The following is a 26,108-nucleotide window of genomic DNA, read 5'->3' as shown; positions in this document are numbered from 1 at the left end:
CCAGTGTGGCCGATCACCCTCTCAGGTCGGCTACGCATCGTCGCCTTGGTAGGCCGTTACCCCACCAACTAGCTAATGCGCCGCAGGCCCATCTGTAAGTGACAGCTTGCGCCGTCTTTCCCGGTTTCCCCATGCGAGGAAATCGCGTATCCGGTATTAGCATCCGTTTCCGGATGTTATCCCAGTCTTACAGGCAGGTTGCCTACGTGTTACTCACCCGTCCGCCGCTAATCTTTAAAGGTGCAAGCACCTTTAAAGATCCGCTCGACTTGCATGTATTAGGCACGCCGCCAGCGTTCGTCCTGAGCCAGGATCAAACTCTCCATTAAAGTAATGAAAGTTGACTTGCTCATTCTGTATTGCTTATCCATCATCCCATTATGAAATGACAGGGCAGTTCGCTCGTTGTTCAGTTTTCAAAGAACAATTATTCCGTCTTGCTTGTCCTTGCTCTTCCCTGCCGTTTCTCTCGGCCGGAATTAGAATATATCATACTTTTCTAACACTTTGCAAGTGTTTTTTTAACTTTTTTTTCGAAGTTAATTTCAAAACACATTGCGAGAGCTTTTTATCAGCTCTCAGCCCGTCCAACATTGTTATGTTTTTTGGGGCCGAGATATAGAATACCCTTTTTGAAATCGAATTTCAAGAGGGACTTTATGTATTTGTTCATTTTTTTTAAAATAATTCAATTAGCAAAAGAAGCCCTGCGTTTTTCAACGCCGGGCCTCTATTAAACGATACTATAAGTACTTTTAGGACTACAAAAAACGAACAAGCATTTCTACGAACTGCTCCAGGTATAATTGGTCTTGTTCATTAAATCGATTCTTAATCGGACTGTCGATATCCAATACCCCGAGAAGCTGACCGTCCTTCATAATAGGAACTACTATCTCCGATTGCGAGGCAGCATCACATGCGATATGTCCCGGAAACAGATGAACATCCGGTACGAGTTCGGTTTTCTGGTTCTGAGCAGCTGTCCCGCAAACCCCTCTGCCAAGCGGAATCCGCACGCAGGCCGGCAGCCCCTGGAACGGCCCAAGCACGAGCTCGTCCTTTTCCAGCAAATAAAAACCCACCCAGTTCACTTCATCCAGGTATTGATTCAGCAGTGCCGAAGCATTGGATAAGTTGGCGATCCGGTTCGTTTCCCCGTCAAGCAGCGCCTGCAGCTGGCTGATTACCAGCGGATAGTCCTTTTCCTTACTGCCTGTATATAACTGTGTATTAAACATTTCCTCCACCCCTTCACTAGACCATTGCTATTTAATTTCCTTGCTGCCCTCTCTGTTGATAATACTCCTTTTGGCGCTTTGGTATCCACAACGTGACCAGAAGACTGGCCGCACCGATCCCCGCAGATATGGCAAACACAGCATGAAGACCAGCCGCCAGTGATTCTCCCTCATGTCCCCCGCCGGAGACCACAATCATATTCATAACAGCACCCAGGACCGCTATACCAATTGTCTGTCCCAATGTTCTGAGCAGCGTGTTTGAAGACCCCGCCACCCCGCGCATGTTAACCGGCACTGAGGATTGAATTACCACAGTATAGACCGTCCAAGCCGTGCCGAAGCCCAGTCCAATCACCGCAATGATAGACACCAGCAGCCATGCTGGAGTTGCCGTAGAGATTGAGGTTAAAGCCAGCGAACCCCCCGCTATGAATGACGCCCCAAGGATCGCAACTCCCTTGGTTCCCAATCTCGCTATAAGCGGAGCACACATCATAGCGCCCAGCGGCCAGCCGACACAGAGCGGAATTAGTGTTAACCCGGATGCTGTTGCGCCCATACCCAGGACTTTTTGTGTCCATAGCGGAAGGTAAGCTGTTAATCCTATAAGGATAGAGCTGGTCAGGAAGCTGGCCGCATTCGCAACTGCCACATCTCTAATTCTAAACAGCCGGAGCGGCATCATCGGCTCTTGGTGCTTAAACTGAATGACCAAAAACAGCCCCAAGAATACGACGGCCGTTGCGAACAGGCCAACCAGCAGCCCCTCGCTGACCGCAATACCTTCTCCCTCTTCTTGGCTAAATGAAAGCAGCGCGTACAGCAGAGCCGTCATGCCGACGGTAAAAGTCAACGCTCCGCCATAATCGATCTTCCGCTTGCGCTTCTCCAGTGTCTCCTTAAAGTGCCGGCCGATCATCCACATGGAAATGAGGCCAAAGGGAATGTTAATGAAGAACACCCAGTGCCAGGTCAGATAGTCAACGAAAAAACCGCCAACGAGCGGACCAAAAATGCCGGCAATTCCCCACATTGAGCTCACAAGCCCCTGTACCCTGGCGCGCTGCTCGAAATTAAAAGCATCCGCTATAATTGTGAAGGTTACCGGGTTAATCGCACCTGCGCCAATCCCCTGTACCGCCCGGAAAACAATGAGCATTGCCATTGAGTTGGCAAAGCCGCAAAGCAGAGAGCCAGCAAGAAAGATAATGACTCCTGTTATGTATATGTTCCTTCTGCCAACCAAATCAGCCAGCTTGCCCCAGATCGGCGTCGATACTGCGGTTGTCAGCAAATACGCGGCAAACACCCAGCTCATGTGCTCCAGGCCTCCAAGGCTGGATGCAATCTGCGGCATCGCGGTGCTGATGATGGTCACTTCAATGGCAGCCAGAAACGTGGAAATCAGCAGCGCCACAGTTATTTTTCGTTGGACGGCGTCCATCACTCATCTCCTTATCCGCTAACATGGGCCGATATGTCAGCCAACTACAATACTATATGATTTCTGTACCAAAGTATCAAGGAGAGTTCCGCACAGAAAAAGCCTGCCGGCAATAATACTGCCCACAGGCTAAGGTGTACAGTTCATTCACTTTCGAGTCAACGCCCTAATTGGACACATCCTGCGCAACCACCTTCGGCCTCATATAGAGGGCGCGGTAAGCCAGAAGGGCGGCAAAAGCTACGACAATGCCCTGAAATACATACAGATAGCGCAGAGACATAGCTTCCATCAAGTAGGCCATCCCGAGATAGATACCTAAAGACATAAGGGAGAAGAAGGTATTAAAGGTTGAATGGACCCGGCCTTGATAGGACAGCTCGGTCTCTTCCTGAGCGCGGGTATAATATAGAATACCGACCTGGAAGAACGCCCCTATTAAGAAATAGAAGAGCATAGCAGCTCCCAGCCCTCCGCTGAAACCGAACAGGAAGATGGACAGGGCCGTGCCTGCCATGCCGAGCACCATCACAAAATTATTCCCCCTGGCCCGGGTTATCGAAGGCAGAATCAGGTTGCCAGCTACCGCTCCCAGGGCAAAGCAGGCATCAATATAACCAAAACCAACCGAGCCTACCTTGAGCGTGTCTTTGGCAAAAGGGCCAAGCAGTACATTGATCGTATACAGCGACATGCGAATGAAGAATATCATGGCATAGAAGATCATAATATTGTGGCGCCCACGTATATAGGTCAAGCCAAGCTTAATATCTGTCCAGAAGCTCTGAAAGCCGCCTTTGGATGATTGGTTCGTCTCTGACGGGCGAACGATTCCCTTTCGAATAAACACGAGACAAACAGCAGAAATCAGGAAGCTGACCGCATTGATAATCATGACCATGACAGCGGAGGACAGGCTGATAATCACGCCTCCAAGCCCTGCACCCAGCAGTGCCCCTGCCTGCATGGCAATCGCATTGGTGGAATTCGCATACAGCAGCAGCTTGGGTGCCAGAACCTCCCGGATTAGCGACATCGCAGCCGGCGTGTAAATCTCATCGCCCAGAGCGACAAGGAACGTAGCCGTATACAGATGCCAGGGCTGGAGCAGTCCCTCCCACCATAGAAAAGGAATAATGACGAGCACGGACGCCCGGAAAATATCCATCAGAACCGCTATCCATTTTCGGTCAAACCGGTCAACATACACCCCGATAACAGGAGACAGCAGTATGCCCGGCAGTGAAGTGAAAATCAGCACATAAGCCACTGAAGCATTGCTGCCGGTTATCTCCATTGCAAGCCAGCTGGTAGCAATGAACTGCATGCCTGTCCCCAGCATGGAGATGATATGCCCTACAAAATAGAGCAGATAGGGCCGGTGACGAAACAGCTCCCATCTGCCTGAACCGGATAGTTCACTCACAAATTATCCCCCCGCCCTTATTCCGGCAATCGTTAAAGAATAGTTGAGGATTGCTCATTCGATGTGGTTACATACAGCTTGTTCACGAGTTTGGTATGTACAAACAGCCCCAGCATGCTGATGATCAGCAAGCTCAAGATGACAAGGGTGCTGGCGAAGTTGACGAGTGTAGATCCAACTGATATAGCCAGCCCGATAAGAGCCTCCGAAACGGCAAAAATCCTTCCCTGGATCTCGTTGCCCGAGTTCTCCTGTACCTTCACCTTGGCAAGAACTTCGCCATACTCCAGCGCAACAAACAAACCCACAGCTGCAATAAAAGCAATACTGAAGCTCGATGAATACATGAATACGCTTAGAGAGGTCAGACTTAGAACAATGAAGTAGACGAGACCCCTGTCACTGTTGAAGCCCCACCTGTTGACCAACAGAGCACCCAGGAAACCGCCGAGACCAATTGTGACAGTCAGAATGAAATTGCCAATCTCGCCTTCACCGATCGATTGGCTTACGATTGGAAAGTAACTATACACTACTCCACAGACAAGGGACATGGCCATCATAGTCAGAACAGCATTTAACACAAAAGGATTTCGGCCGATCTCCTTCATGCCCTGCAAAAAGGATTCCACCATCTTGGCCTTTCTGATCTTCAACGACGCTTCCGATTGAATGTTCATCCGGCCGATGAAAATAGCAGATACAAAATAGGTTAAGGCATTAAAGGCTACCGCTGACTTTACGGAACCGACAGCCAGGAAGCCCGCTCCGATCAGCGCCCCTGCAATAACACATAATGTTGTTGCTTTGGCAAACAGCGTATTCACTCTCTTGATGTCGTCTCCTAATGAAGACATAACAGCCAGACGGGCCGGATTGAAGAAGACCCCGCTTCCGTAGGAAAGCAGTAACAGCAGCAGGAAGAACGAAGGGTATTCACCACTCGGCAGCAATGTCACGCTTAAGAAGATGAAACCTCTGATAATATCTGTCCAGAGCATGATTTTGACCCGGCTGAATCTGTCTACCCACACGCCCAGAAATGGCTGTAGAATCATCGGAATGCTTCTTACAATAATGACACCCGAAGTTACCCAATAATCTTGGTAATAGGTCGATAAGATTAGAAGTGCGGGCAGGACACAATAGTCTCCCATGAAAGATAATGCCTGGCCGTACAGCAACAGCTTCGAATTTCTCTGGAGATTACTCATGTTGTTTGCGAGCCTCCCGCTTTCATTAATGTGTACATGATCACCGAGGTAAGCCTTTCCGGTTCATTGGAGAAGTAGAAATGCCCCCCGGGTACCTGCACCAAGTGAAACTCGCTGCTCGTCAGCTCTGCCCAACCGGTAACGGTGTCGCTATCAGTCGTCGGATCCTCCATACCTGTAATGGCTACGATAGGAACCTGTACTTTGGCCTTATCCTTATTCCAAAATCTCGATACGGCCACCAGATCGTTTCTGACCGCCGGCAGGATGACCTCCAGGACAGCTGGGTCAGAGAGCAGCCGCTCATCAAACCCGCCTAAGCGCCGTAGATACGCAACATATTGTTCATCCGGCTCCGGGCCGTCATCTGGACCAGAAACGCTGCTTCCCGGCGGATGATGGGCGGAGGCCATAAACCTATGAATGCAGCCGATCTCTGTTGGATATCTGGACAGCATACTATAGCCGATTAATGCTCCCATGCTGTGCCCGAACAAAATCGTCGGCGTTGGATCCAATCCCGCAACAACCTCGGTTATTTTGTCCGCATAGCCTTCAATACTGCATACCATGTCTTCGCCGAAGCGGTCCTACCGTCCAGGATACTGAATGGCTATACATTCGATCTGGTCTGCCGTCAGCAGCGTACATACCTCCCGATAATAACTGGCAGAACCACCGGCATGAGGCAGGAAAATGACACGGCCCTGCTTCTGTTCCGGTTCACCGAATCTGCGCACCCATCTGGTGCCTTCAACCGCGCTCATTCCAGCCCATCCTGACCGTGACTACTTCATCGGCTGCAGGCTGCTGTAATCCCATGGAGTCAGCAAGCATGCGTTCAGCCTCCCTGGCTTCCCGGAGCCTCGCAGGGTCCAATTCAGCAATGATAACCTCCGGCTCACCTTCCGATGCTTCAGCTACCAGCTGACCGAAGGGGTCCCATACGCCGCTGCTGCCGCATGCATCCCATACCCCTGTTTTGCCTGCATGGTTGACCATAACGGTGTAAATTGTATTGTCCAGCGCTCTGGCCGGGAACCATATTCTCGATTCCAGGTAGCCGACCCCTTTGCTGAAGAGGGAACTGACCATATAGACATGACAGCCCGCTTGCGCCAAGGTCCGGGAATGCTCGGGAAATCCGGCGTCATAGCAGATACCAAGCCCAATGTTCCAGTCCTTGACAGCCAAGATGTTCCGCTTATTATCACTCTTGAAAATCTCTTTCTCGCTGTGGAACAGGTGTGTTTTGTGATAGGTAACTGCTTCAGTTCCGGACTGGCCGATGACAATAGAAGAAATATACAGGCTGCCGTCCAGCCGGGTTGGGGTCCCAATGATTGCACATATCCCATGCTGCTTACAAACATTGCGGACCGGCTCAAGTCTTGGGTCATTCGGGACTACAGCATACCGGTCAGGATCAGAGATAATAATCTCCGGTACATAGCCTGTCAGGAATTTCTCCGGAAATACGACGATATCCGCCTTCTGCTGTGCCGCAAATTCTATCATGGGTATTGCCCGCTCCACGTTCGCTCCGATATCCCCGGAAAGCGAAGCCGCCTGTGCCACAGCTACCCGCAGAGCCTGCTTGGGATAAAACTCGTCCTCAACATGTACCATTATGTGTTCTCCTCCTATGATGAGCCTTACGATTAATTAGTCAGCCGCGGCCTCCTCGAGAAACGGCTTGTTCCTGTATGTGGGCAGGGACGGGTGAACGGGGAGGCAGCGGCTTCTCTACTGCGAATTAACGAGATGGAATGGTCTCCACCTTGTCTTCTGTTTCTGTCAAAATATAGCTGGCAAGCTCTGACTGAATCGTACGAATGAAATAATGCCCTCCTGCTTCAAATACCTTAAGCTGCAAGTCTCGGATCCAGTTCGACCACCTAGACCACTCTTCCGCATAGCCCGTCGTCGCAGGATCATCCTTAGAGACTACGACAATTGACGGTGTCTGCAATGTGATATCTCCCACTTTATGCCAAAGGGAGTGCAGATATTGATTCGACTCGACCGAATCATGACTGAAGGACTTGGCCAGATGAAGCTCATACTCTTCGCCAAGCGTGGACAATTCACTGGTTCCGGTCCATTCGGCATGGAACTTGGCAATATCGGCGAAGACCAGCCGTTTCGCATTCTCTATCGTTTTCAGGATTTCGCCTGGCTGTGCCATTACTTTAGCCGCGAGGAACAGACGCTTGGGAGCGCGGGACCGTTCTTCCAGCTGCCGTGTGACCTCGAATGCAAGAGCAGTACCGACGCAGTGGCCCCAGATGACATACGGGGTATTCCCCATCTTGGCGTCGATCTCATCCGCGAGCTGCTTAGCCAGACTTGAGAAATCCATCAGGCTCGAGTCTGAATTCGGATCATGCCCCGGCAGTTCCACTGCATACACCGAGACGTCCCTGTCAAGAGCCTCGAAGGCTCTGGCGACCGGCATGAAGTTCAGCGCGTTTCCGCCCGCATAAGGCATGAATATGATACTAAGCGCAGAGGCAGAGGACTTGCTGAGACACTGCAGCAGCTTGGTCTCTTCGGCCGGCTTCACACGGCTGCCCATAAGCTCCACAGCCAGCTCATGCAGGATAGATTTTTGCATAATGGTCTTCAGGGATAACTGCTTCTCGAGCAGCATGGACACCTTCATAGCAGAGAGCGAGCTGCCGCCAATCAGGAAGAAGTCATCGTTCACAGCCAGTGCCGCTTCCGGTTTGCCCAAGACACTGGACCAAATGGTCTTCACCCGGTTGACCGCCTCCAGGTATTCACCCTGCTCTATACGGTCTGCACGGACAGCTTCAAGGGCATTGTCCTGCGGCTGTTCTGCCGGCGCACTGCTTAGATAGATGGTAAACCGCCCCAAATCCTCGCCAGTGACCATCTCATTGTGCCGGTCATCCGTATGTTGAACCATCGACTCAAGAATATGAATAAACACACGGCCGAAACTATGCATGTCTTCCTCATCAAACTCAGCGGTATGGTAATGCAGGCTCAATTCAATCTCATCCGTGTAGAAATGCCTTGAGTATTCGATACGAAGCGGAAACTCTGTGATCGCTGCCGCTCTGACATCAACCAGATCGAAGCCGGGAAGATCACGTATCTCTTTCAGGGAATAGAAATGGGTGAAGTTAAAGACAGTCTCAAACAGAATTCCCATGTTCCCCATGTCCTGCTTGACCTTGGCCATCGGATACCGCCTGTACGGCAGCACGGCTGCTTCCACATCATAGACAGAACGGATAAATTGGCGCCATGAATCTTGATCGTTCAAGACCACGCGGAACGGCATTGTATTGAGGAAGACGCCAAGCGCATCCTCCGCCCCCAAACGTTCAGGACGTCCGCCGATTTCATACCCCATAAACACATCATCACGAGAAGTCAGCATGGACAGAAACTTCACATGGGATGCCAGGAGAATATCCTTGACCGGAACCATGAGTTCATTAGCCAGGTGAACAAGCTTTCCAGACAGTCCTTCCGGCAGCTCAACATCATAGAAGACGACCTCATTGCCATGGTTCTGCTTGGTTGGCCTTGAACGCGGAATTACACCGTCCGGCGCTTGGTCCAGCAGGTCAGCCCAGAACTTGCGATGCGTCTCCGATTTAATGGACTGCTGCTCCAGATAGATGAAATTGCGGTTATGGTCATTGCTGCTGATTGTCACCCTGCTTTCGCTTAAGCCGTTCATCAGGCTGAAATACGTCTGGAACAAATAAGTATGAACTTTATTCATGCTCCAGCCGTCGAGCGCAGAGTTATGCTGGCTGATGCTGTACCTGTACAAGTCATCTCGTAAAATATGAATGTGCAGCTGCACCAGGCCAGGGGATTCCCACTCGAACGGACGATGCTGTTCCTTCCAGAACCACTCCTCGTACCATTGATCCTGTTCCTGGTCAGTCTTCAGCCCGCGCAGATCATGGACATTCAGCGGCAGCCGCTCCGGGCTGCTGTGAACCAGCTGCATATATTCCGAGAAGTCCCGCAGGTTATAGCTCGTCCGGAATATCGGCTGCTCCATAACGAGACGGCTTACTGCCTCCCGGAAAATGTCGATGTTCATTTCGCCTTTAATCAGGTAAGAGACAATATCGTGATAGTTATTATCCCCCTGCATAATAATGCTTTGATATACCAGGCCCGCCTGCAGCATGGACATCGGGTAGGCATCCTCTATTCCGTCCGGAATTCTGCTCCTGTCATGCTCGGATATCAGCGCGAAGCTGGATATCTCATGCAGCAGTTCTTCTTCGCTGTTCGTGTCATTAGAGCTGTTCAGCAAATCCCGGATGGTCGGATGCTTGAACAGCTGCTGGAAGGTGATGTTCATCCCCTTCTCATTCGCCAAAGCCAGTACAGAGACGAAATTAATGGAGTTGCCGCCCAGGGCGAAGAAGTTATCTGTCACCCCTACTTCACTGATTCCCAGCACGCTTTCCCAAATTTGGGCCATTGTCACTTCATCCGCAGTGGAAGGCAGAACTTTCACCTGGTCCTCACGCTCCAGACGAAGAGCCAGCAGCGCAGCCTTGTCCACCTTGCCGTTAGGCGTGAGCGGCATAGATTCAACGGCGATTACCTTATCGGGAATCATGTACTTCGGCACAAGCTTGGACAAGTCTGATACGATCGTCTGGTTGGATACGGTGCTGTCCGCCAGAATGACATATGCATACAGATGCAGAATACCGTCAGACTCTTCGTTACCAAGGACAATCGCATCATGGATATAATCGCGGCTCGTGAGCGCTGTCTCAATTTCCCCTAGTTCAATCCGGAATCCGCGGACCTTGACCTGTCTGTCATTTCGTCCCAGATACTCGATCGTCTGGTCGTGCCTAAGCCTGGCCAGGTCGCCTGTCATATAAACGTTATCCTCCCCGAGGGAAGGAATCGACAGGAAGCGCTCGGCTGTGCGGGAAGCATCATTAATATATCCGTCTGATACTCCTACACCGGCTATGCACAGCTCGCCAACCATCCCCACAGGGCGCTGATTATGCAAGGCATCCACAATGTAGAGCCGGATGTTATCAATCGGCTTGCCGATCGGCACCGGATTGTCACCTGACTCTGCAATATGACAGCTGACATCAACCGTTGCTTCCGTCGGTCCGTACAGGTTTACCAGCTTCACGCTGCCGAATAAGGCATAAAACTTCTGTACATGGTTCGGGCTTAATGCTTCACCGCTGCAAAATACCCGGCGGAGCGATTTCAGCCTTGCTGCACTGCCCGTGCTTTCCACATAATCAAGGAACGCGTTAAGCATGGATGGCACGAAGTGCATCGTGGTTACAGAATTCCGCTCAATGACCTCGATGATCGTCTCGGGGTTGGCTTCTTCATTCGGAGGCAGCAGCGCTACCCTGCAGCCGGCGATGAGCCACCAGAACATCTCCCAGACCGAGACGTCAAAGGTGGCTGGCGTTTTATGAAGAATGACATCATCCTGCCCCAGCGGGAAAGACCGCTGCATCCACTCGATCCGGTTGACCGCACTTCTGTGGTTCACACATACGCCCTTCGGCAGCCCTGTCGATCCTGAGGTGAAAATAACATAAGCAAGCGAAAGCGGAGGGATTTCCGGTAAGATGTCTGCAGCGGCATTACTTTGAATCGCTTCAAGCGCATAGCTCGTGACGCTGCCTGGAACCTGACTCCTGTACAACTCGGAACACAGTACAATTTGGGCTCCGCTCTGGCTCAAAATCCGACTGTTCCGCTCCAAGGGAGCCTTGGGATCCAGTGGAAGGTACGCCTTTCCGGCACGCAGGATGCCAAGGACACCAACCATAAAATCTATGGAGCGGTGGGCAAGAATTCCGACTACGGGATTATCCGGATCGCCTACTCCGCTAATAAAGCCAGCCACCTGCCCTGACAGCTCGTCCAGCTCTGCGAACGTAACTTGACGTTCTCTGCTAACGATCGCTGTCTCAGCTGCATACGCTTCAAACGTGCGGTCGAACAGGTCGGTTAACGAAGCCATATCGGAAAAAGCCTGATCCGTTGCATTCAGATGATGGATGATATCACGGTCATGCTGTGAGAATAAATCAATCTCAAGCAGTGGAGTCTGGGGTTTGCTGGCACTCTGTTCAAGAAGCCAATGAATCCGGTTAGCAAGGCTCCGCACCGTATCCTCAAGATAGCGTGCCGAATCTCCTGTAACCGTCAGCATATAATCGCCGCTGTCCTGTTCTTCAATGAAATCAAATCCAAGAATCGACTCTCTTGCGGGGACGGTCTCCAAACCAGCTGCTGCGTGGATAATGCTGATATCGATATGCTGATGAGGCACCAGCAGCTCAACGGGATATTTCTTGTGCTCCTGCATTCTGCTCGAGTAATCCTGAATGCGGCGGAATAATGACTCGAAGGTGCTGCCTTCCCCAACCTGGATACGCAGCGGCACCTGGATGTCCTCTTCAGCCGATGATACGGAGCAGCCGGTCATGAAGTCTTCAGCAACCCCATTGTACGTGATGTACAGTACGGCCATAACGGAAGCCGCCATAAGCCCGGAGTAATCCTTCTCGTCCGCACCACAGAGCTCTGCCAGCTGCTGGAGCGTGGCTGAAGAGATCCGAACGGGTGAGGAAAAATAAACCTGGTTGCTGGCCTTCTCGGCAGTACGGGTGAAATCTGAGGGATACGTAGATGGAATTGCCTGTTCCAATTCCTTAGACCAGAACTTAGCTGACTCAGGCATGGCAGCAGCCAGCATCTTTTTTTGGCCAATCGTCTTTTTGCGTTTCATCATCATACCCCATTTCATGAGTGGATTTAAGCCAGCTGCTCCTGAATACATGCTGCCACAAGGTCCGGCATCTTCTGAGCGCTCTGAGGCTTGTGCCTGGTAAGCAAATCAACCATGACGGTGAACATCTCACCAAGACTTGCAACGGTATCATATTCGAATAAATCGGCCATATACTCCCATTCCGCCTCCAGATGGGTTGCACAGTCGAAAATCTGCAGATTCAGCGGAAACATTCCATCCTCCGGCGCAATGGGCTTCAGCCTGACCGGCGTGCCGCACAGCTCCGCCTGCATGTCCTGCACGTTATGGTAGGCGATCAACGTATCGACAACCGCGGTCCCGGGTTCCTGCCTGTTCCTTGCGACCAATTCACGCATGACATCAATCGGCACATCCATGTACCTCTGGGATTCGCGAAGGCCTTTAATGAAAGTCCCCATATAATCCAGAATGGACTGGTCTTCCTTCACCTCGGAATACACCCATAAGGTATGGGTTAACATGGCAACCGCCGGCTCGTTCGTGACAACCGTGTAATCGCGGCTTGGCGTAGCAAACATGACCTCGGAGCCGGATGTGACGGCATGCAGAGTGCAGGCATATGCCAAAAGAATGCCTTCGAAGAGGGTGATATGCTGCTGCTGCGACCAAGCCCGAAGCGCCGTAGTCCGCTGCTCATCGACTGCAAACCGGAACAGGTGGCTCCGGTGGGAAATGATGTCATCGTCCACTTTATCAACGGGCAGCTCATTCATTCCCTTGTAATATTGCAGGTAATTTTGCCAGTAAGCCGCGCATGAATCACAGCTTCGCAGAAACTCTGCATTTGATTGCTCCACGACTGCCGCAAAGCTGTCCGTCAGCTCTTCCAGCTGATGTCCCTGATAGAAACGGTTCACATCCTTCACGATCACCGCCAGGGAAGCACCGTCGACAGCGATATGGTGGAAATCCATAAACAGCCACACCCCATCGCCATCCTCCCCTACTGCAAACCGAAACGGCAGCCCAGCCGTTAAATTAAAGGGCTGAATCAGCTCCTGCAGATTCGGACTGCCGTGCAAGCGCGGAATCGTAAAATCCACCAGCTCAAGAGTGGTCTGGAATGGTGTCAGGCCCGAATTCGCAAACTGCACCCTGAGCGCGCCGTGCCGCTCAATGGTCTTATACAGCGCATCTGTTAACCGTGGGATAGAGGTTTCACGGCTTAACCGGAAGACAAGCGGCACATTATACCGCACTGAGCTTGGGTTCAAGTGATAATCAACCAGCAGCGGCTTCTGCTGATTCAATACAGGCAGCTTCTGCTCTTCGCTTCTCGGTCTGCTGACATCAGCATTCTTTGCATCCACCACAGGCTGCCTGCCAAGCAGCGGCATCAAATCTGCAATCGTGGGATGAGCCAGAATATCCACCGCGTTGATATTCGTACCGAATTCATTATTGATATCCCGTGCCAAATAAACAGCGGTCAGCGAGTCAATGCCCAAGTCGAAGAAAGAAGTACTGCTGTCCGGCACAGGAAACCCGGTACGATTGCTCAAGATATTCATGACTATATCTTCAGCGGTCCCCCCTTCACTGTCCGCGAGGGCCCCTTGGCTTGCAGAAGCCTCTGCCTCCAAGAGAACCTTAATCTCCTTGTAGTCGATCTTTCCGTTCTTATTCAGCGGCAGCGAATCAACAATAACGATATGGGACAGCACGATATGCGAAGGAGCAATGACCGCGAACCTGTGTCGGATATCATCTCGGCTTGAAGCAGCCGCGTCACGAACAGTCACACAGGCACAGATTTCGTTGGCTCCTGCGCGGTTCGTAAGCACACAAGCTGCCGCGGATTCCACTTCCTCTACCAATTCCAGCATCGCTTCCACCGCAGACAATTCAATGCGGTATCCCCGGATCTTCACTTGTCTGTCCTTGCGTCCGTAGTAGTGAATAATGCCCGCGGCATCCTCACTTACCCTGTCACCGGTTTTGTACAGCTTACCTGGCCCGAAAGGGTTCACGATAAATACTTCTTCATTCAGATCAGGACGATTCACGTATCCAAGGGAAACACCTTTGCCGCCAATATGCAGCTCTCCAATGTCCCCTTGTCTTACAGGCCGGTTGTCCTCATCCAGAATATAGGCCTGGACATTGTTGAATGGCCTGCCGATCGGAACCGGTTCGCTGCCATGATTCCGCGGAATGGAATAGACCGCTGAGAAGGTGGTGCACTCTGTCGGCCCATAGCCGTTCAGAATGCTGATATTCCCGCAGGCTTCATAAACCTTGTTGACAGCAACCGGGCTTACTACATCGCCGCCCACTATAAGTTCTCTGATGCCCTCGAACATCCGGGGGTTGTGTTCAGCAGCAATCGTAAACAGCGGTGATGTCAGCCACATCGTCGTGACACCGTGCTGCTGTATGTTCTGCTCCATATATCCGAAATCGGTCAGGCCACGCTTGCTTGGTATGATCAGGGTTCCGCCATTGAGCAATGCCCCCCAGACCTCAAACGTCGAGGCATCGAAGGTTGGAGCACCCGTCTGTAGAATACGAGTGCTGGCATCAAGCCTCACATAGTCGGGCTCGACTGTCAGGTTTAAGATGTTCTCGTGCGTAACCCCTACACCTTTGGGCTTGCCTGTCGTTCCTGAGGTGAACATGATATAAGCCAGCGAGCCCCCTGAAGCAGCTGGATCAGCTACAGTTGCAGTCAACTCCGCTGGAATGTCCCTAATGCTCATGGCTGGCAAGAAGGGCAAGGAGGCATAAAGGTCCGTCAGAATCAGTTCAACTTGAACATCCGCTACCAGGCTCTCGATTTGCGTCAGCGGATCATCTGCGGAGAGCGGCACATATGCAGCACCAGCCTTGACAACCGCCATCATGGCCACGACCCAATCCAGGCAGCGCTCACTTAGAATCCCGACTCTGCTGGAGGCTGTAATACCCCTGGACCGCAGAGCACTGCACAGCGCGTCTGCTTTAAGCTGAAGCTCCCGGTATGTGACGGCTTGACCTTCATATATAACGGCCATGTTCTCCGGGTATCTTGCAGCAGTGGAATCAAAGCGGCCGCCCAAAGTCCTCACTACAGAATCACCTTGCATCGACTTCTCTTCCTCCCGGAACGTTAAGATGTGGAACCAATTTGGTTCTCATAGCGTGAACAGTTCTAGCGAACGCATCAAAGTCAGGCGCCGAACCATACACGATGCCCATATTGCTCTGTGTGCCAAGCCGATAGTCGATGACTTGTCCCGCATCCTTCGTAATTTCCAGATGCAGCACCCCATCCATCGCCAGCACTTCGTCCATTCCGTCCATACCGCCAAAGCCAGCCGGTTGACCGCATGGGGCTGCCAGAAACACCTGGTAGACTACCGATGTTACAGGCCCCGGAGCAATAGACGGTTCGATTCCAAGCGATACCTGCAGGGCTGCTTTAACCAGGTCCACATTCATTGCCCGCTTCACAATTTCGGGGACATAACCGCCGAGCCGGCCATTGATTTCAATGATCCTTGGACCGCCTGATGTCAGTTTGATTTCCGTATGAGTCACACCATCGGTTATCCCCAGCGCCTGAATGGCCTGAGCTTCCAGTCTGCAAACCTGCTCCGCCAGCTCAGCAGAGAGCGGATGCGGAACAAACATGCCCGTCTCGGCAAAATGCTCGGTCAAGGGCAGTTTAGCTGTTACACAAACCTGCTGTGACCGGCCGTTCTGGTGAACGGACTCTACAGAAACATAATCGCCATAGAAGGCATCCCGAAGTTCCGGGTCGCCCTCCAGATACTCCTCCAGCACATACTCGCAGTCTGCGGGACCAGCGGATAGAGCATGACGAAGCTCTTCCATGGAAGCAACCTTGCCCGTCCACCTGCTGCCGGCCCCGATTCTTGGCTTCAGAACAGCAGGGAAACCAACAACAGCTACAGCTTGCTCCACACGCTGCCGGTCTACAAGAGCATGACGGACAGCATTGACATTGGCTTCAGCCAGCCGTTCCCTCTGCTTATACTTATCAATCAGTGAAGCCAGTGTCTCAGCCGAATGTCCAATCAGTCCCAAGGCCGCACAGTAAGCGGTAACCCGCGGCAGCTGAGACTCACTGAACGTGACAACTCCTGCAATCCGCTCCTTGCCGAGCAGCTCAGCCGCTTCACTGTCAGTCAGCGTTGAGATATCAAAAGACCTCGTGTGATTTTTTAACAGCGCAAATTGCGCCTTATCCTTGTCACTGCATGCCGCATACAGGAAGATCAGCTCGCAGATGCCCACGGACGCGGCTTTTACAGTCAAGGGGGAGGCAGAGCCCTCCCCGTGTATAACGGCTACCTTCGGCAGAGCTTTATGCATCATAGACATCCCTACCCTACCGATTTCTTCGAGAGAAACTCCTGCAGCTCTCTCGGTGAAGAATGAATATACAAATCACGCAGCGTAAGGGAATTATCCACTTCCTTCTTAAGGGCCGACAGCAGCTCCACAGCCAGCAGTGAATTGCCGCCCGATTCGAAGAACTGGTCATCCGGGTCAATCGCATGTCCGAGTACTCTGTTCCATATTGCAAGGAACGGGTCTTCACTGCTGCCGGCACTCGCAGCAGTCTCCTGCTCGGGCTGGTCAAGCTTCAGCATCAGGGAGCCGTGGTCAACCTTTCCGTTGATAGTCATCGGAATCTCATTCACCCGAATGAGTCTGGCCGGGATCATATATTCAGGCAGCTTCGATTTCAGATCGCTGCGGATCTTTTCCGGCTGGACCTGCTCAGAGCCTTCTATAAAGGCAATAATTTGCTTTTGAGAGGCATCAACATCGTCACCGTCATGCAGCACAACCGCTACATTTCGCACATATGGCATTTTCTGAATCACAGACCGTATCTCATCCAGCTCAATCCGGAAGCCCCGGACCTTCACTTGGCTGTCCATCCGCCCCAGGTAATCCACGCTGCCATCCGGTCTCATGCGGCCAAGGTCACCGCTTCGGTACCATCGCTCGCCATCCCCATCAGTAACGAAGCGTTCCCTAGTCAGCTCCTCCCGGTTGAGGTACCCGTCTGACACTCCGGCTCCACCTACCCATATCTCGCCTTCCACACCATAGAGGCACGGCGTTCCGTCTGCATCCCGAATGGAAATTTCCCATCCGGGAAGGGCAGTCCCAACCGATTTGGACAGAAATTCCGGGTCTCTGCTATAAATATTGCGGTAGGTTACATGAACAGTAGTCTCCGTTATGCCGTACATGTTCACAAGTCTGCAGCAGCCGGCCGGGTAACGTTCGAGCCAGCTGGAGATTTTGTAAGTATCTAGCGCTTCACCGCCAAATATGACCAGCCTGACCGCGTTCAGTCGGGCAGCCCGGTTCTCAGCGTCCACCTTCAGCAAGGCGTAGAAAGCAGATGGCGTCTGATTCAGAACCGTTACCTTCTTGTCCGCCAGCAGATCATAAAAATCATACGGAGACCGTGCCGTCTGTCTCGGCACGACAACCAAATGGCCTCCCGTCAGTAGACAGCCCCACATCTCCCACACGGAAAAATCAAACGATGCGGAATGGAACATGGTCCACACATCTTTGGGCGAAAGCCTGAACTCCTGCTCTGTCGCCTCGATCAGTGAAACGATATTGCGGGACGGCACCATAACCCCCTTGGGCTGTCCTGAAGTTCCAGATGTATAAATAACGTATGCCTGGTTTGCTGCTCTGGTTGGAAGGACGAGAGAATCCAGCGAAGCATCGCTGTCTTCCACGCTCAGCTCGGTTGGAGAGATTCGTTGAAGCTTGTGTTTGGAAGGAACATCTTGTAATGAAGTAATGATATATGCAGCTTGGGAATCGTCCAGGACGAATGCGATCCGCTCGAGCGGATATTTGGGATCAACCGGGATATAGGTGCCGCCGGCCTTGCTTACAGCAGTGATAATTGTAATAAGCTCAACCGACTGGTCCAGCGATACAACAACTTTATCCCCCTCGCTTATACCGCAGTAAAGCAGCTTCCTCGCAATCCAGTCACTCCTCCGGTCAAGCTCGGCATACGTGACAGCTCCCGCTTGATCCGATACCGCAATCCGGTCAGGGTATTGGGCCGAAATGGCACGCAGTCTCTCCAGCAAATCATGGCTGTATGTGAGTTTATTAATTCCATCCCTTCTCGGTAAGATGGTATTCTTCTGGGTTTGTTCCTCCGCCTGCGGAAGCGGCATGCTGAGCAGCTCGTCTGCTTCCAGATCAGCGCCCCCGGCTGATGCCTCCATGTAAAATTGAAGCAAACGCACAAACTGTTCCAGTACTGCCGGGTGGACGAATCGTTCACTCGCGGATACAGCAGCTGAGTGCAGCACACCATTATATTGGGTAACACGGAGCGTGATTGGAAACAGGGAAGCCAGACAAGGCGTGTACTGGCAGCTTGCATCCGGCAAGTCGGTCATGATGACTGCGGCATCGAATGCGTTTGGCGCGCCATCGTCATGCACAATCCCCTCTTTAATGAAGATGTGCTTGTTATCATCAAGCACGCCGGTTCTCATCTTCCTTGCTGCCTTGCTGTTTTCTTCGATCAGCACTTTGCTGTTCTTCGTGCCGTATTTCGTTAATGTGGTCAGCAGAGCACGGACAATAATGGACAGCTTGTCACCCGAAAAGCTTGCGAAATCCAGCTCTGTCAGCTGAATCTGATACGACTTCGAGTAGGCGGCTGTGCTGCTCCAGTCCGGTACTCCCCACTTGGGACATATATAAGATCCATACCTCTGCCTGGAGGCATTCGATATCTTGAAGCTTAAGCTGCCGCCTGTTATGCAGTCATACACATGAAGCAGATCCTGAACAGATACCAATTCCCGATTTGCTGTGAGGATCAGATCAGCCTCTCCATCACTCGCAACAGCAAGCACAGCCCGTATCTTTGCCGAGCAGCCAATCGGGCGGGCAGCTTCGCGTTTTACAAAGTCCTCATGATTCGTCTGAGATGATGTGTATTCGATCCAAGGAAATACAGCAGCATGCAAAGCCTCATTCTCACCCCTGTTTTGCAAGCACGCCACACTCTGGCTTATAACAGCCGGATCCGTAAGACGGCCTGTCAACACCTGCGATACTGCTGCCTTGTCCAGCTCCAGAGCCGGCATTAATTCTCTTTCACGCATTTCTATTATTTCTCCCCCTTCTACTTTGCGGAATATCCTGCATCCACGGTAATCGTGGTTCCCGTAACACGCTGGGACTGGTCGCTTGCCAACCAAACCATGGCATCCGCTACATCAAGCGGAGATACGACAGTGTTCAAAGCGACAGATTCAAGATCAATCGATTCCTGATCACCTAGCCGGAGGCCAAGCGAGTCTGCCACCACCTTGGTCATGTGGCCATCAAGCCGCTCATCGTCATATACCGGGCCCGGGCAAATCGCATTTACTCTAATATTCTGAGGTGCATAATCCAGCGCCGCTGACTTCGTCAGCCCTACAAGACCATGCTTGGAAGCCACATATCCGGCAAAATGCTTGTAGCCCAGCAGACCTGCGGTTGATGCCACATTGATAATGCTTCCGTACTGCTGCTCGATCATGATGGGCGCGACTGCCTTAATCAAACGCCAAGGCCCCGACAGATTGACATTCAAGAGAATCTCCCATTCCTCGCTCGTATAGAGGTGGGTTGCCTTCCCTGCGGGTGCTCCTATACCGGCATTGTTCACGGCTGCATCAATTCTGCCGAACCGGTTAACGGCTGCTTCCACAAGCGCCAAAATATCGTTCATCTCGCATACATCCGCCAGCTGCATAAGCACACTAGAGCCCAATTCCTTGCACCTCTCGGCCGTTGTTTCAAGCTGGTCGTGTGTGGACAACTGATAAGGCACCGAATTTATGGAATCTCCAATATCTGTTATGATGAGGTCTGCACCCTCTTCTGCTGCACGCAGCGCGCAGGCTCTGCCTATACCGCGTCCTGCACCGGTAATCAGAACTACCTTTCCCTTTAGACTAGTCATTGTGAAGGGCACCCTCCATATGCAGCTTAGCAAGCGCTTGTTGGATAATGGCAGCGGACTGTTCAGGCGAAGAGGTAATGTACATGTGCTCCCCGCTCACCGGGAATATTTCGAAACCACCGTACGTGCAGTCCTTCCAGCATGCGACATCCTCCTGCTTCACAAACGCGTCTTCCGTTGCAAACATGGCCGAAATCGGTGCGTTGATCCGGCTGCCTGGCGCAGGAATGTAAGTCTCGTCCATCTCAAAGTCAGCTCTGAGTGTCGGCACTAACAGCTCTCTGAGTTCAGGAATCTCAAAAGCGTGATGCATGTATCCCGTGAGCTTCTTGACCTCTTCAATAAACTGATCATCCTGATAGGAGGTCAACGAATAGCTCCTTACACTATTAGGCGACGATGCAGCACTGACAAACAAACGGATCAGCTGGACTTTTCCGTTAGCCTCCAACCGCCTCGCCACTTCAAAAGCCAGGGTAGCCCCGAGAAAGCAGTGGCCGAAGAGAGATACTGGGCTTCCGGCATGCTGTTCCTCAATCATCTTGGCAAACACGTCGGCTGCGGCATGAATATTCCTGTAAGGCTCTTCGGCAATTTGCCTCTCTCTTCCCGGCAGTTGAACAGGGACAATCTCTAATGAGCTGTCGAACAAGTCGTTCCAGCTGCTGAAGAAGCTCGCCCCTGCTCCTGCAAACGGGAAGCACAACAATTTAACTTGTAAATTTACATCTTGTGTCATATTCTCCTCACCTTCCTTATAAAGTCCAGCATTTGCCTATTATATATCATATTTTTCCAATCGGACAGAGATTTTTACTGTCATAAATCGATAGACAACATCCTCTATAAACAGCCTTCATCCTTCAATTTCCGAGCATAACAGTCGCATTGCGACACTATATCTGCTTTTCATCTTGAAATAGTTGTAATAATTACTGTCCATAAACTTCCAAAAAGTAAAGAAACTAAAGTCTCGCAAATTTCCGGTTGACTTTACCCTAAGGGTAAAGCGGATAGTAGGATTGTACACACGAACATGGGAGGTGATCTATTGCTGTCCATCGGGGAATTCTCGAAGATCTGCGAAGTCTCGACTAAGACGCTTCGGTATTATGATGAAATCGGCCTTATTACACCAGATGAGATTAACCCGGAGAATGGCTACCGGTTCTATTCCATCAGGCAGTTAAAGAAGATGCTCTTCATCAATCGCCTGAAGTCCTATCATTTTTCACTTGAGGAAATCAAAGCCATTCTGAATGCGGAAGAGGATCAATCGGAAGAGAGGCTGGGCATAGCCCTTATTCGCAAAAGGATGGAAATCCAAAGAAGGGCTGATGAGCTGCAGTACACGCTGAAGCGGATGTATGAAGATATTGTAACGCTGGAGAGCGGCCTGCCTGTCATGTCGTATTATAACCGCATTGACGTGCAGCTTGTCGAAACAAAGAAGGTTGCTATTGTCAGCAAACGACAGGTGCTCAGCCGGGATGACTATGCCGCCGGTTATGGCGCTTATTTCAGCAGGCTGTATGAGACAATCGCCTCCGAGGCACTCACCCTGCTCGGTACGCCAATGACGATCTATCACAGCACGGAATACAATCCGGCAGGCAATGATATCGAATTCGCCATCCCGGTCCGGGAGGCTGTAGACGGAACAAGAGAGCTGCCTGGCGGGCTCTGCGCGAAAGCTGTGTGGAAGGGAGCCTATTCCGAGCTGACGTCAGTATATGCGAAGCTAAGAGAATGGACGGAACAGGAAGGGTATATTTTGGCGGGACTGCCCTATGAGGTTTATGTAACCGACCCCGGCCAAGCCGCAGCTTTCGGGGATATCGTAACCGAGGTGTATGTTCCCGTGCGGAAAAAGTGAGGCAAGGCAGGAACATTCTTAATTATATTGGAGGCAACGAGGTTGATCATGCATAGAGACTACTGGCCGACTGCGAAGTGGGAGGCTGCAGACCCTGCATCCCTGGGAATGGACGCTGAGAGGCTTGCCGGAATTGATCCCCTGATCAAGGCTGACTACAGCAATATAAACGGTATAGTGGTAGCGAGACACGGGTACATCGCTTACGAAAGCTATTACAATGGCCGAAGCCCTGAAGAACCGCAGCATGCTGCATCGGTCACAAAAAGCATCCTGTCTGCGCTTATCGGTATCGCGATAGATGCCGGACATATCGAAAGTATAGACCAGAAGGTGCTCGATTTCTTCCCCGAGTATGTTCCAGGTGCTGCTGACCGGCAGAAGCAGGACATTACGATCCGTCATCTTCTCACGATGACAGTTCCCTATCCCTTTGATGATTGGAAGGAGCCGCTGGACAAGATGTGCATGCAGACGGATTGGGTCAAGTATGTTCTTGATCTATTAGGCCGCGGAGGTACGATTGGAGCATTCAAGTATGCCACCGCTGGAGCACACCTGCTCTCCGCCATCCTCACGCGAAGCACTGGACTGAGTGCCAGGGAGATTGCCAACGAGCATCTCTTCAAGCCGATCGGCATGAAGGAAGTTCCGGATTACGGGATGGAAGCATTCGGTTTTGATGACTTATTCGGTCATAAGGTAAGGGGCTGGGTAGAAGATCCGAGCGGCATCTCCACCGGAGGCTGGGGTCTCACGTTAACCGCCCGGGATATGGCGCGGCTTGGTTTGCTGTATCTAAGCCGGGGCAAGTGGGATAACAAGCAGGTTATCTCAGAGACATGGATAGACGAATCTACCGCCATGAACCCGTTCAACTACGGCTATCTATGGTGGCTGCGTGAAGAGGACGGAATTTATACATACTCCGCGCTGGGTGACGGCGGCAATGTCCTATGCTGCGTTCCAGGCCATGATATGGTCATTGCCATTACATCGGATTTCATCGCCAATTCTCGTGACAGATGGCCATTGATTAAGGAGCACATTTTTGAAGCGGTGATGGATTAGGACGAATACTGTTTCATGTCAAAAAGAAAGCTGCCAAGACTTCGGTGTACTAGACACCTGGGTCTTGGCAGCTTGTATGCTTTGTAATTACTGATGAGCAGCCGTGCTTCTAACGATCAAGAGCACCGGCTGTAGCCGCAGTTGCTGCAGGTCTTGCAGCCTTCCACGTTGATCAGCGACGCTGATCCGCAGGACGGGCAAAGGTCGCGTGATGTGCTGGCCGCAGATCCATGATCCGCTGAAGCAGGGATGACATACGAGGATGCCTGCTCCTCCACTTCGTCCGGCATTTCTACGGTTGCGGCAATTGGTGCTGTCTCCGCATGCGGGCTCACAGGATCACCGTTCGTTTCACTGATGTGCTGCTCCAGCGACTTGGCAACCGCGTCTGCAATGGACTCGACACGATTAGCCCCAAAGCCGATTGCGCCTGTACCGCCAATGCCCTTCAGATGCTTGATCAGCAGGTTCACCTTGTTGCCGTGGTCGCCGTAACGCAGGAACAGCGAGCAGACCCGGCCGAGTGCTTCCGCCATCGCGAACACATCTGAGCCAGCCTTGCCTACATTGAGGAAAATCTCCCCTGGCGTTCCGTCAATATCATTGATCGTAATATAAGCCATGCCGAACGGCGTATTAATCTTGTAGGTCGCACCGCGCAGCACAGTTGGGCGGCGCTTGTACTGCTTGTCGAATACCTGCTCGTCGCGCTTCGAAACACCGGCGTTCAGTGCCGTGTTAAGCTCGCTGACGGAAGCCGCATCAGTCTGCTCTTCAGCAGCGGCCTGAGCAGCTGTTTCCGCCGTACCGGGCGCATCTGACTTCTCCTCATTGCTCTTCGTGGACAGCACCTGAACATCACGGCTGCCGTCACGATAGATCGTCACACCCTTACAGCCCAGATCGAAGGCCAGCTCATAGAGGCGCTTGGTCTCTTCAACCGTGAAATCAGCCGGACAGTTAGCCGTCTTCGAGATCGAACTGTCCACCCACTTCTGAATCGCTGCCTGCGCGCGGATGTGATCTTCCGCCGACAGATCCATCGCAGTTACGAAGAAGTCCGGAAGGCTCTCGCCCGGATGCGCGTCCTTCCACTCCTGGGCGATTGGCACCAGCTGCTTGTCGTAGCCAAGACGGCTTTGACGGTAATATTCAAAAGCGAAGTAAGGCTCAATGCCTGTCGAGGTGCCGACCATTGTGCCTGTGCTGCCTGTAGGCGCCTGGGTCAGAACGGTAACATTGCGCATGCCGCGGGTTGTTACCGCTTCGGCAACCTCCGGATAAGTTTCGGCCATCTGCTTCATGAAGCCGCTCTGCAGGAACTTATCGGCAATAAACTCCTGGAACGACCCCTTCTCCGCCGCAATCTCGGTGGAGGCCAGATAGGATTCACGTGCCATGAAGCCGTACAGCTTGTCAAGGAACTCCAGCGATTCCGGACTGCCATAGCGGATGTTCAGCTTGATCATCAGTTCAGCCAGGCCCATGGAGCCCAGACCAACGCGGCGCTCCCGCTTCTGGTTCCGTTCATTTTCCTCGAAGTGGTACGGTGTCTTGTCGATCACATTGTCCAGGAAACGCACCGACCAGCGGGTTACCTTGGACAGCTCTTCCCAATCCACGTCATGATTGGCTTCATCATAGAAGCGGGAGAGATTCAGCGCAGACAGGTTGCAGACGCCCCACGCCGGCAGGCCCTGCTCGCCGCAAGGGTTCGTACAGATAATCGGGTTGAAGTACCAGCTGTTGGACATCTGGTTGTAGTATTCCATGAACACCACACCCGGCTCGGCTGACTTCCAGGCAGATTCGATAATCGTATGCCAGATGTCACGCGCTTGGACGGTCTTGTAAGGCACAACCCGTTTGCCAAGCGAACGCCATTTTGCCAGATCTCCATCCCACAGCTCATCATAATCCGGGTCCTTCGTATCCGGGAAGACAAGCTCCCACTCCAGATCCTCTTTCACTGCACGCATGAAGTCGTTGCTGACGCATACGGAGAGATTAGCGTTGGTAACTTGTCCCATCGTCTGCTTCACCGTGATGAAATCCATAACATCCGGATGCCAGTCATTGATCATCAGCATGAGCGCGCCTCTGCGGCTGCCGCCCTGCTCAATCAAACCGGTCGTGTAGCTGAACAAGCCGCCCCAGGATACTGCACCGCTGGATGAGCCGTTAACGCCTGCCACAATTGCGCGGCGCGGACGCAGAGATGACAGATTGATGCCTACTCCGCCGCCACGGGCCATAATCTCGGTCATTTCCGATAATGTCTCCATGATGCCGCCGCGGCTGTCCTTCGGTGACGGGATGACATAGCAGTTAAACAAGGTAAGCTCCTCGCTTGTGCCTGCCCCTGCCGCGATCCGTCCGCCGGGCACCAGCTTCCAGTCATCCAATATATAACGGAACCGCTCGGCCCACAGCTCCTGCTTTTCCTTCGTATCCTCAACAGATGCCATCGCCTCAGCAAGGCGGCCCCACATCTCGTCAGGTGTCTTCTCAATCGTTAATGTCAGCTTCTCAACATCTGACTCTACAATTTGCCCGGTTCTTGTCCGGACTGTAACGGTATTCCCGCTGCGTTCTATAACTTCTCCGACTTCCTTCGCAGGGAATTTCGGGTCGTCCTTCGTCAGGACAAGCACGACGTCTCCGACCTTTGTCTGCGATGAATCGGCATTTTTCCAGGCATAACGGTCCAGAAAAATTTTCTCGCTCAAGCCTTCCAAGCGGTTTACTTTCGTTGTCTCCACCACTCTAACGCCTCCAGTACAAGCGATAATTTGCACCAATAAACAAATGAAGCCTAATGCTATCATATGTAAATTAAACACCATATATTGTGTGCAAACATCATTGTACTACACAATATATTGTTATACCAATGAGAAAATTGTGAATTAACTTTGTCCTTCCCCCTGTATGCGGCACCATGCTTGTCCTCCCGGCATTTTTCTTAAATCTCACCCTTTCTTATGAAGAACGCGCGAGAGGGTCATACTAATGGTAACCAATTATTA

16 protein-coding genes and 1 rRNA gene are annotated in these 26,108 nt (G+C 51.9%); 2 read left to right on the top strand and 15 right to left on the bottom strand.

The window, feature by feature from the left end; genetic code table 11:
• The 14 genes from DNH61_RS11315 to DNH61_RS11255 all read right to left on the bottom strand — a co-directional run.
• Nucleotides 1-329 (bottom strand): 16S ribosomal RNA (locus DNH61_RS11315); the annotation flags it as partial.
• Nucleotides 330-761: 432 nt separating this feature from the next.
• Nucleotides 762-1,241 (bottom strand): GAF domain-containing protein, encoded by a 480-nt coding sequence (locus DNH61_RS11310; protein ID WP_111146754.1) that lies wholly within the window; start codon nucleotides 1,239-1,241, stop codon nucleotides 762-764.
• 31 nt (nucleotides 1,242-1,272) lie between these two features.
• Nucleotides 1,273-2,688 (bottom strand): MDR family MFS transporter, encoded by a 1,416-nt coding sequence (locus tag DNH61_RS11305; RefSeq protein WP_111146753.1) that lies wholly within the window; start codon nucleotides 2,686-2,688, stop codon nucleotides 1,273-1,275.
• Between the two features lie 166 nt (nucleotides 2,689-2,854).
• Complete coding sequence (locus DNH61_RS11300) at nucleotides 2,855-4,114, bottom strand: MFS transporter (RefSeq protein ID WP_111146752.1); 1,260 nt, start codon at nucleotides 4,112-4,114, stop codon at nucleotides 2,855-2,857.
• Nucleotides 4,115-4,146: 32 nt separating this feature from the next.
• Nucleotides 4,147-5,328 (bottom strand): MFS transporter, encoded by a 1,182-nt coding sequence (locus DNH61_RS11295; protein WP_111146751.1) that lies wholly within the window; start codon nucleotides 5,326-5,328, stop codon nucleotides 4,147-4,149.
• The gene (locus DNH61_RS11290) at nucleotides 5,325-5,900 is read right to left on the bottom strand and encodes a thioesterase II family protein (RefSeq protein ID WP_111146750.1); all 576 of its coding nucleotides are present in this window, start codon (nucleotides 5,898-5,900) and stop codon (nucleotides 5,325-5,327) included. The genes DNH61_RS11295 and DNH61_RS11290 overlap by 4 nt, the downstream gene beginning before the upstream one ends.
• A gap of 18 nt (nucleotides 5,901-5,918) precedes the next feature.
• Complete coding sequence (locus DNH61_RS26330) at nucleotides 5,919-6,095, bottom strand: hypothetical protein (RefSeq protein ID WP_181438661.1); 177 nt, start codon at nucleotides 6,093-6,095, stop codon at nucleotides 5,919-5,921.
• Nucleotides 6,082-6,957 (bottom strand): carbon-nitrogen hydrolase family protein, encoded by an 876-nt coding sequence (locus tag DNH61_RS11285; protein ID WP_111146749.1) that lies wholly within the window; start codon nucleotides 6,955-6,957, stop codon nucleotides 6,082-6,084. The genes DNH61_RS26330 and DNH61_RS11285 overlap by 14 nt, the downstream gene beginning before the upstream one ends.
• A 127-nt stretch (nucleotides 6,958-7,084) precedes the next feature.
• Nucleotides 7,085-12,121 carry a non-ribosomal peptide synthetase gene (locus DNH61_RS11280; RefSeq protein WP_181438660.1) on the bottom strand — a complete coding sequence of 1,679 codons (5,037 nt, stop codon included), beginning with the start codon at nucleotides 12,119-12,121 and terminating at the stop codon, nucleotides 7,085-7,087.
• A gap of 26 nt (nucleotides 12,122-12,147) precedes the next feature.
• Entirely contained in the window at nucleotides 12,148-15,231 is a 3,084-nt protein-coding gene (locus DNH61_RS11275; RefSeq protein ID WP_111146747.1) for a non-ribosomal peptide synthetase, read from the bottom strand.
• Nucleotides 15,221-16,486 carry an ATP-grasp domain-containing protein gene (locus DNH61_RS11270; RefSeq protein WP_181438659.1) on the bottom strand — a complete coding sequence of 422 codons (1,266 nt, stop codon included), beginning with the start codon at nucleotides 16,484-16,486 and terminating at the stop codon, nucleotides 15,221-15,223. Before DNH61_RS11270 ends, DNH61_RS11275 begins: the two co-directional genes overlap by 11 nt.
• A gap of 8 nt (nucleotides 16,487-16,494) precedes the next feature.
• Nucleotides 16,495-19,284 carry an amino acid adenylation domain-containing protein gene (locus DNH61_RS11265; RefSeq protein WP_111146745.1) on the bottom strand — a complete coding sequence of 930 codons (2,790 nt, stop codon included), beginning with the start codon at nucleotides 19,282-19,284 and terminating at the stop codon, nucleotides 16,495-16,497.
• A gap of 20 nt (nucleotides 19,285-19,304) precedes the next feature.
• Nucleotides 19,305-20,132 (bottom strand): SDR family oxidoreductase, encoded by an 828-nt coding sequence (locus tag DNH61_RS11260; RefSeq protein WP_111146744.1) that lies wholly within the window; start codon nucleotides 20,130-20,132, stop codon nucleotides 19,305-19,307.
• Entirely contained in the window at nucleotides 20,125-20,871 is a 747-nt protein-coding gene (locus tag DNH61_RS11255; protein ID WP_111146743.1) for a thioesterase II family protein, read from the bottom strand. The genes DNH61_RS11260 and DNH61_RS11255 overlap by 8 nt, the downstream gene beginning before the upstream one ends.
• Nucleotides 20,872-21,183: 312 nt before the next feature.
• Here DNH61_RS11255 and DNH61_RS11250 point away from each other — a divergent pair, with 312 nt between their 5' ends.
• Together DNH61_RS11250 and DNH61_RS11245 are read left to right on the top strand one after the other, a co-directional pair.
• The gene (locus DNH61_RS11250; protein WP_111146742.1) at nucleotides 21,184-22,008 is read left to right on the top strand and encodes a MerR family transcriptional regulator; all 825 of its coding nucleotides are present in this window, start codon (nucleotides 21,184-21,186) and stop codon (nucleotides 22,006-22,008) included.
• Between the two features lie 48 nt (nucleotides 22,009-22,056).
• A complete protein-coding gene (locus DNH61_RS11245) occupies nucleotides 22,057-23,079 on the top strand; it encodes a serine hydrolase domain-containing protein (RefSeq protein WP_111146785.1) in 1,023 nt (340 codons plus the stop codon).
• Nucleotides 23,080-23,195: 116 nt separating this feature from the next.
• Here DNH61_RS11245 and DNH61_RS11240 read toward each other — a convergent pair whose 3' ends face one another.
• Nucleotides 23,196-25,841 carry an adenosylcobalamin-dependent ribonucleoside-diphosphate reductase gene (locus tag DNH61_RS11240; protein ID WP_245948141.1) on the bottom strand — a complete coding sequence of 882 codons (2,646 nt, stop codon included), beginning with the start codon at nucleotides 25,839-25,841 and terminating at the stop codon, nucleotides 23,196-23,198.
• Between the last annotated feature and the right edge of the window lie 267 nt (nucleotides 25,842-26,108).

It is taken from the genome of Paenibacillus sambharensis, from assembly GCF_003233845.1.
In the GTDB taxonomy this organism is placed as follows: domain Bacteria; phylum Bacillota; class Bacilli; order Paenibacillales; family Paenibacillaceae; genus Paenibacillus_I; species Paenibacillus_I sambharensis.
The sequence above is the reverse complement of the archived record's forward strand: the minus strand, read 5'-3'. Positions and strand labels throughout refer to the sequence as shown.

What these genes read in the sequence shown, in the direction of transcription:
- DNH61_RS11295 (WP_111146751.1), bottom strand. Translation starts at nt 5,328, where the DNA reads ATGAGTAATCTCCAGAGAAATTCGAAGCTGTTGCTGTACGGCCAGGCA.
- DNH61_RS11245 (WP_111146785.1), top strand. Translation starts at nt 22,057, where the DNA reads ATGCATAGAGACTACTGGCCGACTGCGAAGTGGGAGGCTGCAGACCCT.
- DNH61_RS26330 (WP_181438661.1), bottom strand. Translation starts at nt 6,095, where the DNA reads ATGAGCGCGGTTGAAGGCACCAGATGGGTGCGCAGATTCGGTGAACCG.
- DNH61_RS11280 (WP_181438660.1), bottom strand. Translation starts at nt 12,121, where the DNA reads ATGAAACGCAAAAAGACGATTGGCCAAAAAAAGATGCTGGCTGCTGCC.
- DNH61_RS11285 (WP_111146749.1), bottom strand. Translation starts at nt 6,957, where the DNA reads ATGGTACATGTTGAGGACGAGTTTTATCCCAAGCAGGCTCTGCGGGTA.
- DNH61_RS11270 (WP_181438659.1), bottom strand. Translation starts at nt 16,486, where the DNA reads ATGATGCATAAAGCTCTGCCGAAGGTAGCCGTTATACACGGGGAGGGC.
- DNH61_RS11255 (WP_111146743.1), bottom strand. Translation starts at nt 20,871, where the DNA reads ATGACACAAGATGTAAATTTACAAGTTAAATTGTTGTGCTTCCCGTTT.
- DNH61_RS11260 (WP_111146744.1), bottom strand. Translation starts at nt 20,132, where the DNA reads ATGACTAGTCTAAAGGGAAAGGTAGTTCTGATTACCGGTGCAGGACGC.
- DNH61_RS11290 (WP_111146750.1), bottom strand. Translation starts at nt 5,900, where the DNA reads ATGGTATGCAGTATTGAAGGCTATGCGGACAAAATAACCGAGGTTGTT.
- DNH61_RS11265 (WP_111146745.1), bottom strand. Translation starts at nt 19,284, where the DNA reads ATGCGTGAAAGAGAATTAATGCCGGCTCTGGAGCTGGACAAGGCAGCA.
- DNH61_RS11310 (WP_111146754.1), bottom strand. Translation starts at nt 1,241, where the DNA reads ATGTTTAATACACAGTTATATACAGGCAGTAAGGAAAAGGACTATCCG.
- DNH61_RS11305 (WP_111146753.1), bottom strand. Translation starts at nt 2,688, where the DNA reads ATGGACGCCGTCCAACGAAAAATAACTGTGGCGCTGCTGATTTCCACG.
- DNH61_RS11275 (WP_111146747.1), bottom strand. Translation starts at nt 15,231, where the DNA reads ATGCAAGGTGATTCTGTAGTGAGGACTTTGGGCGGCCGCTTTGATTCC.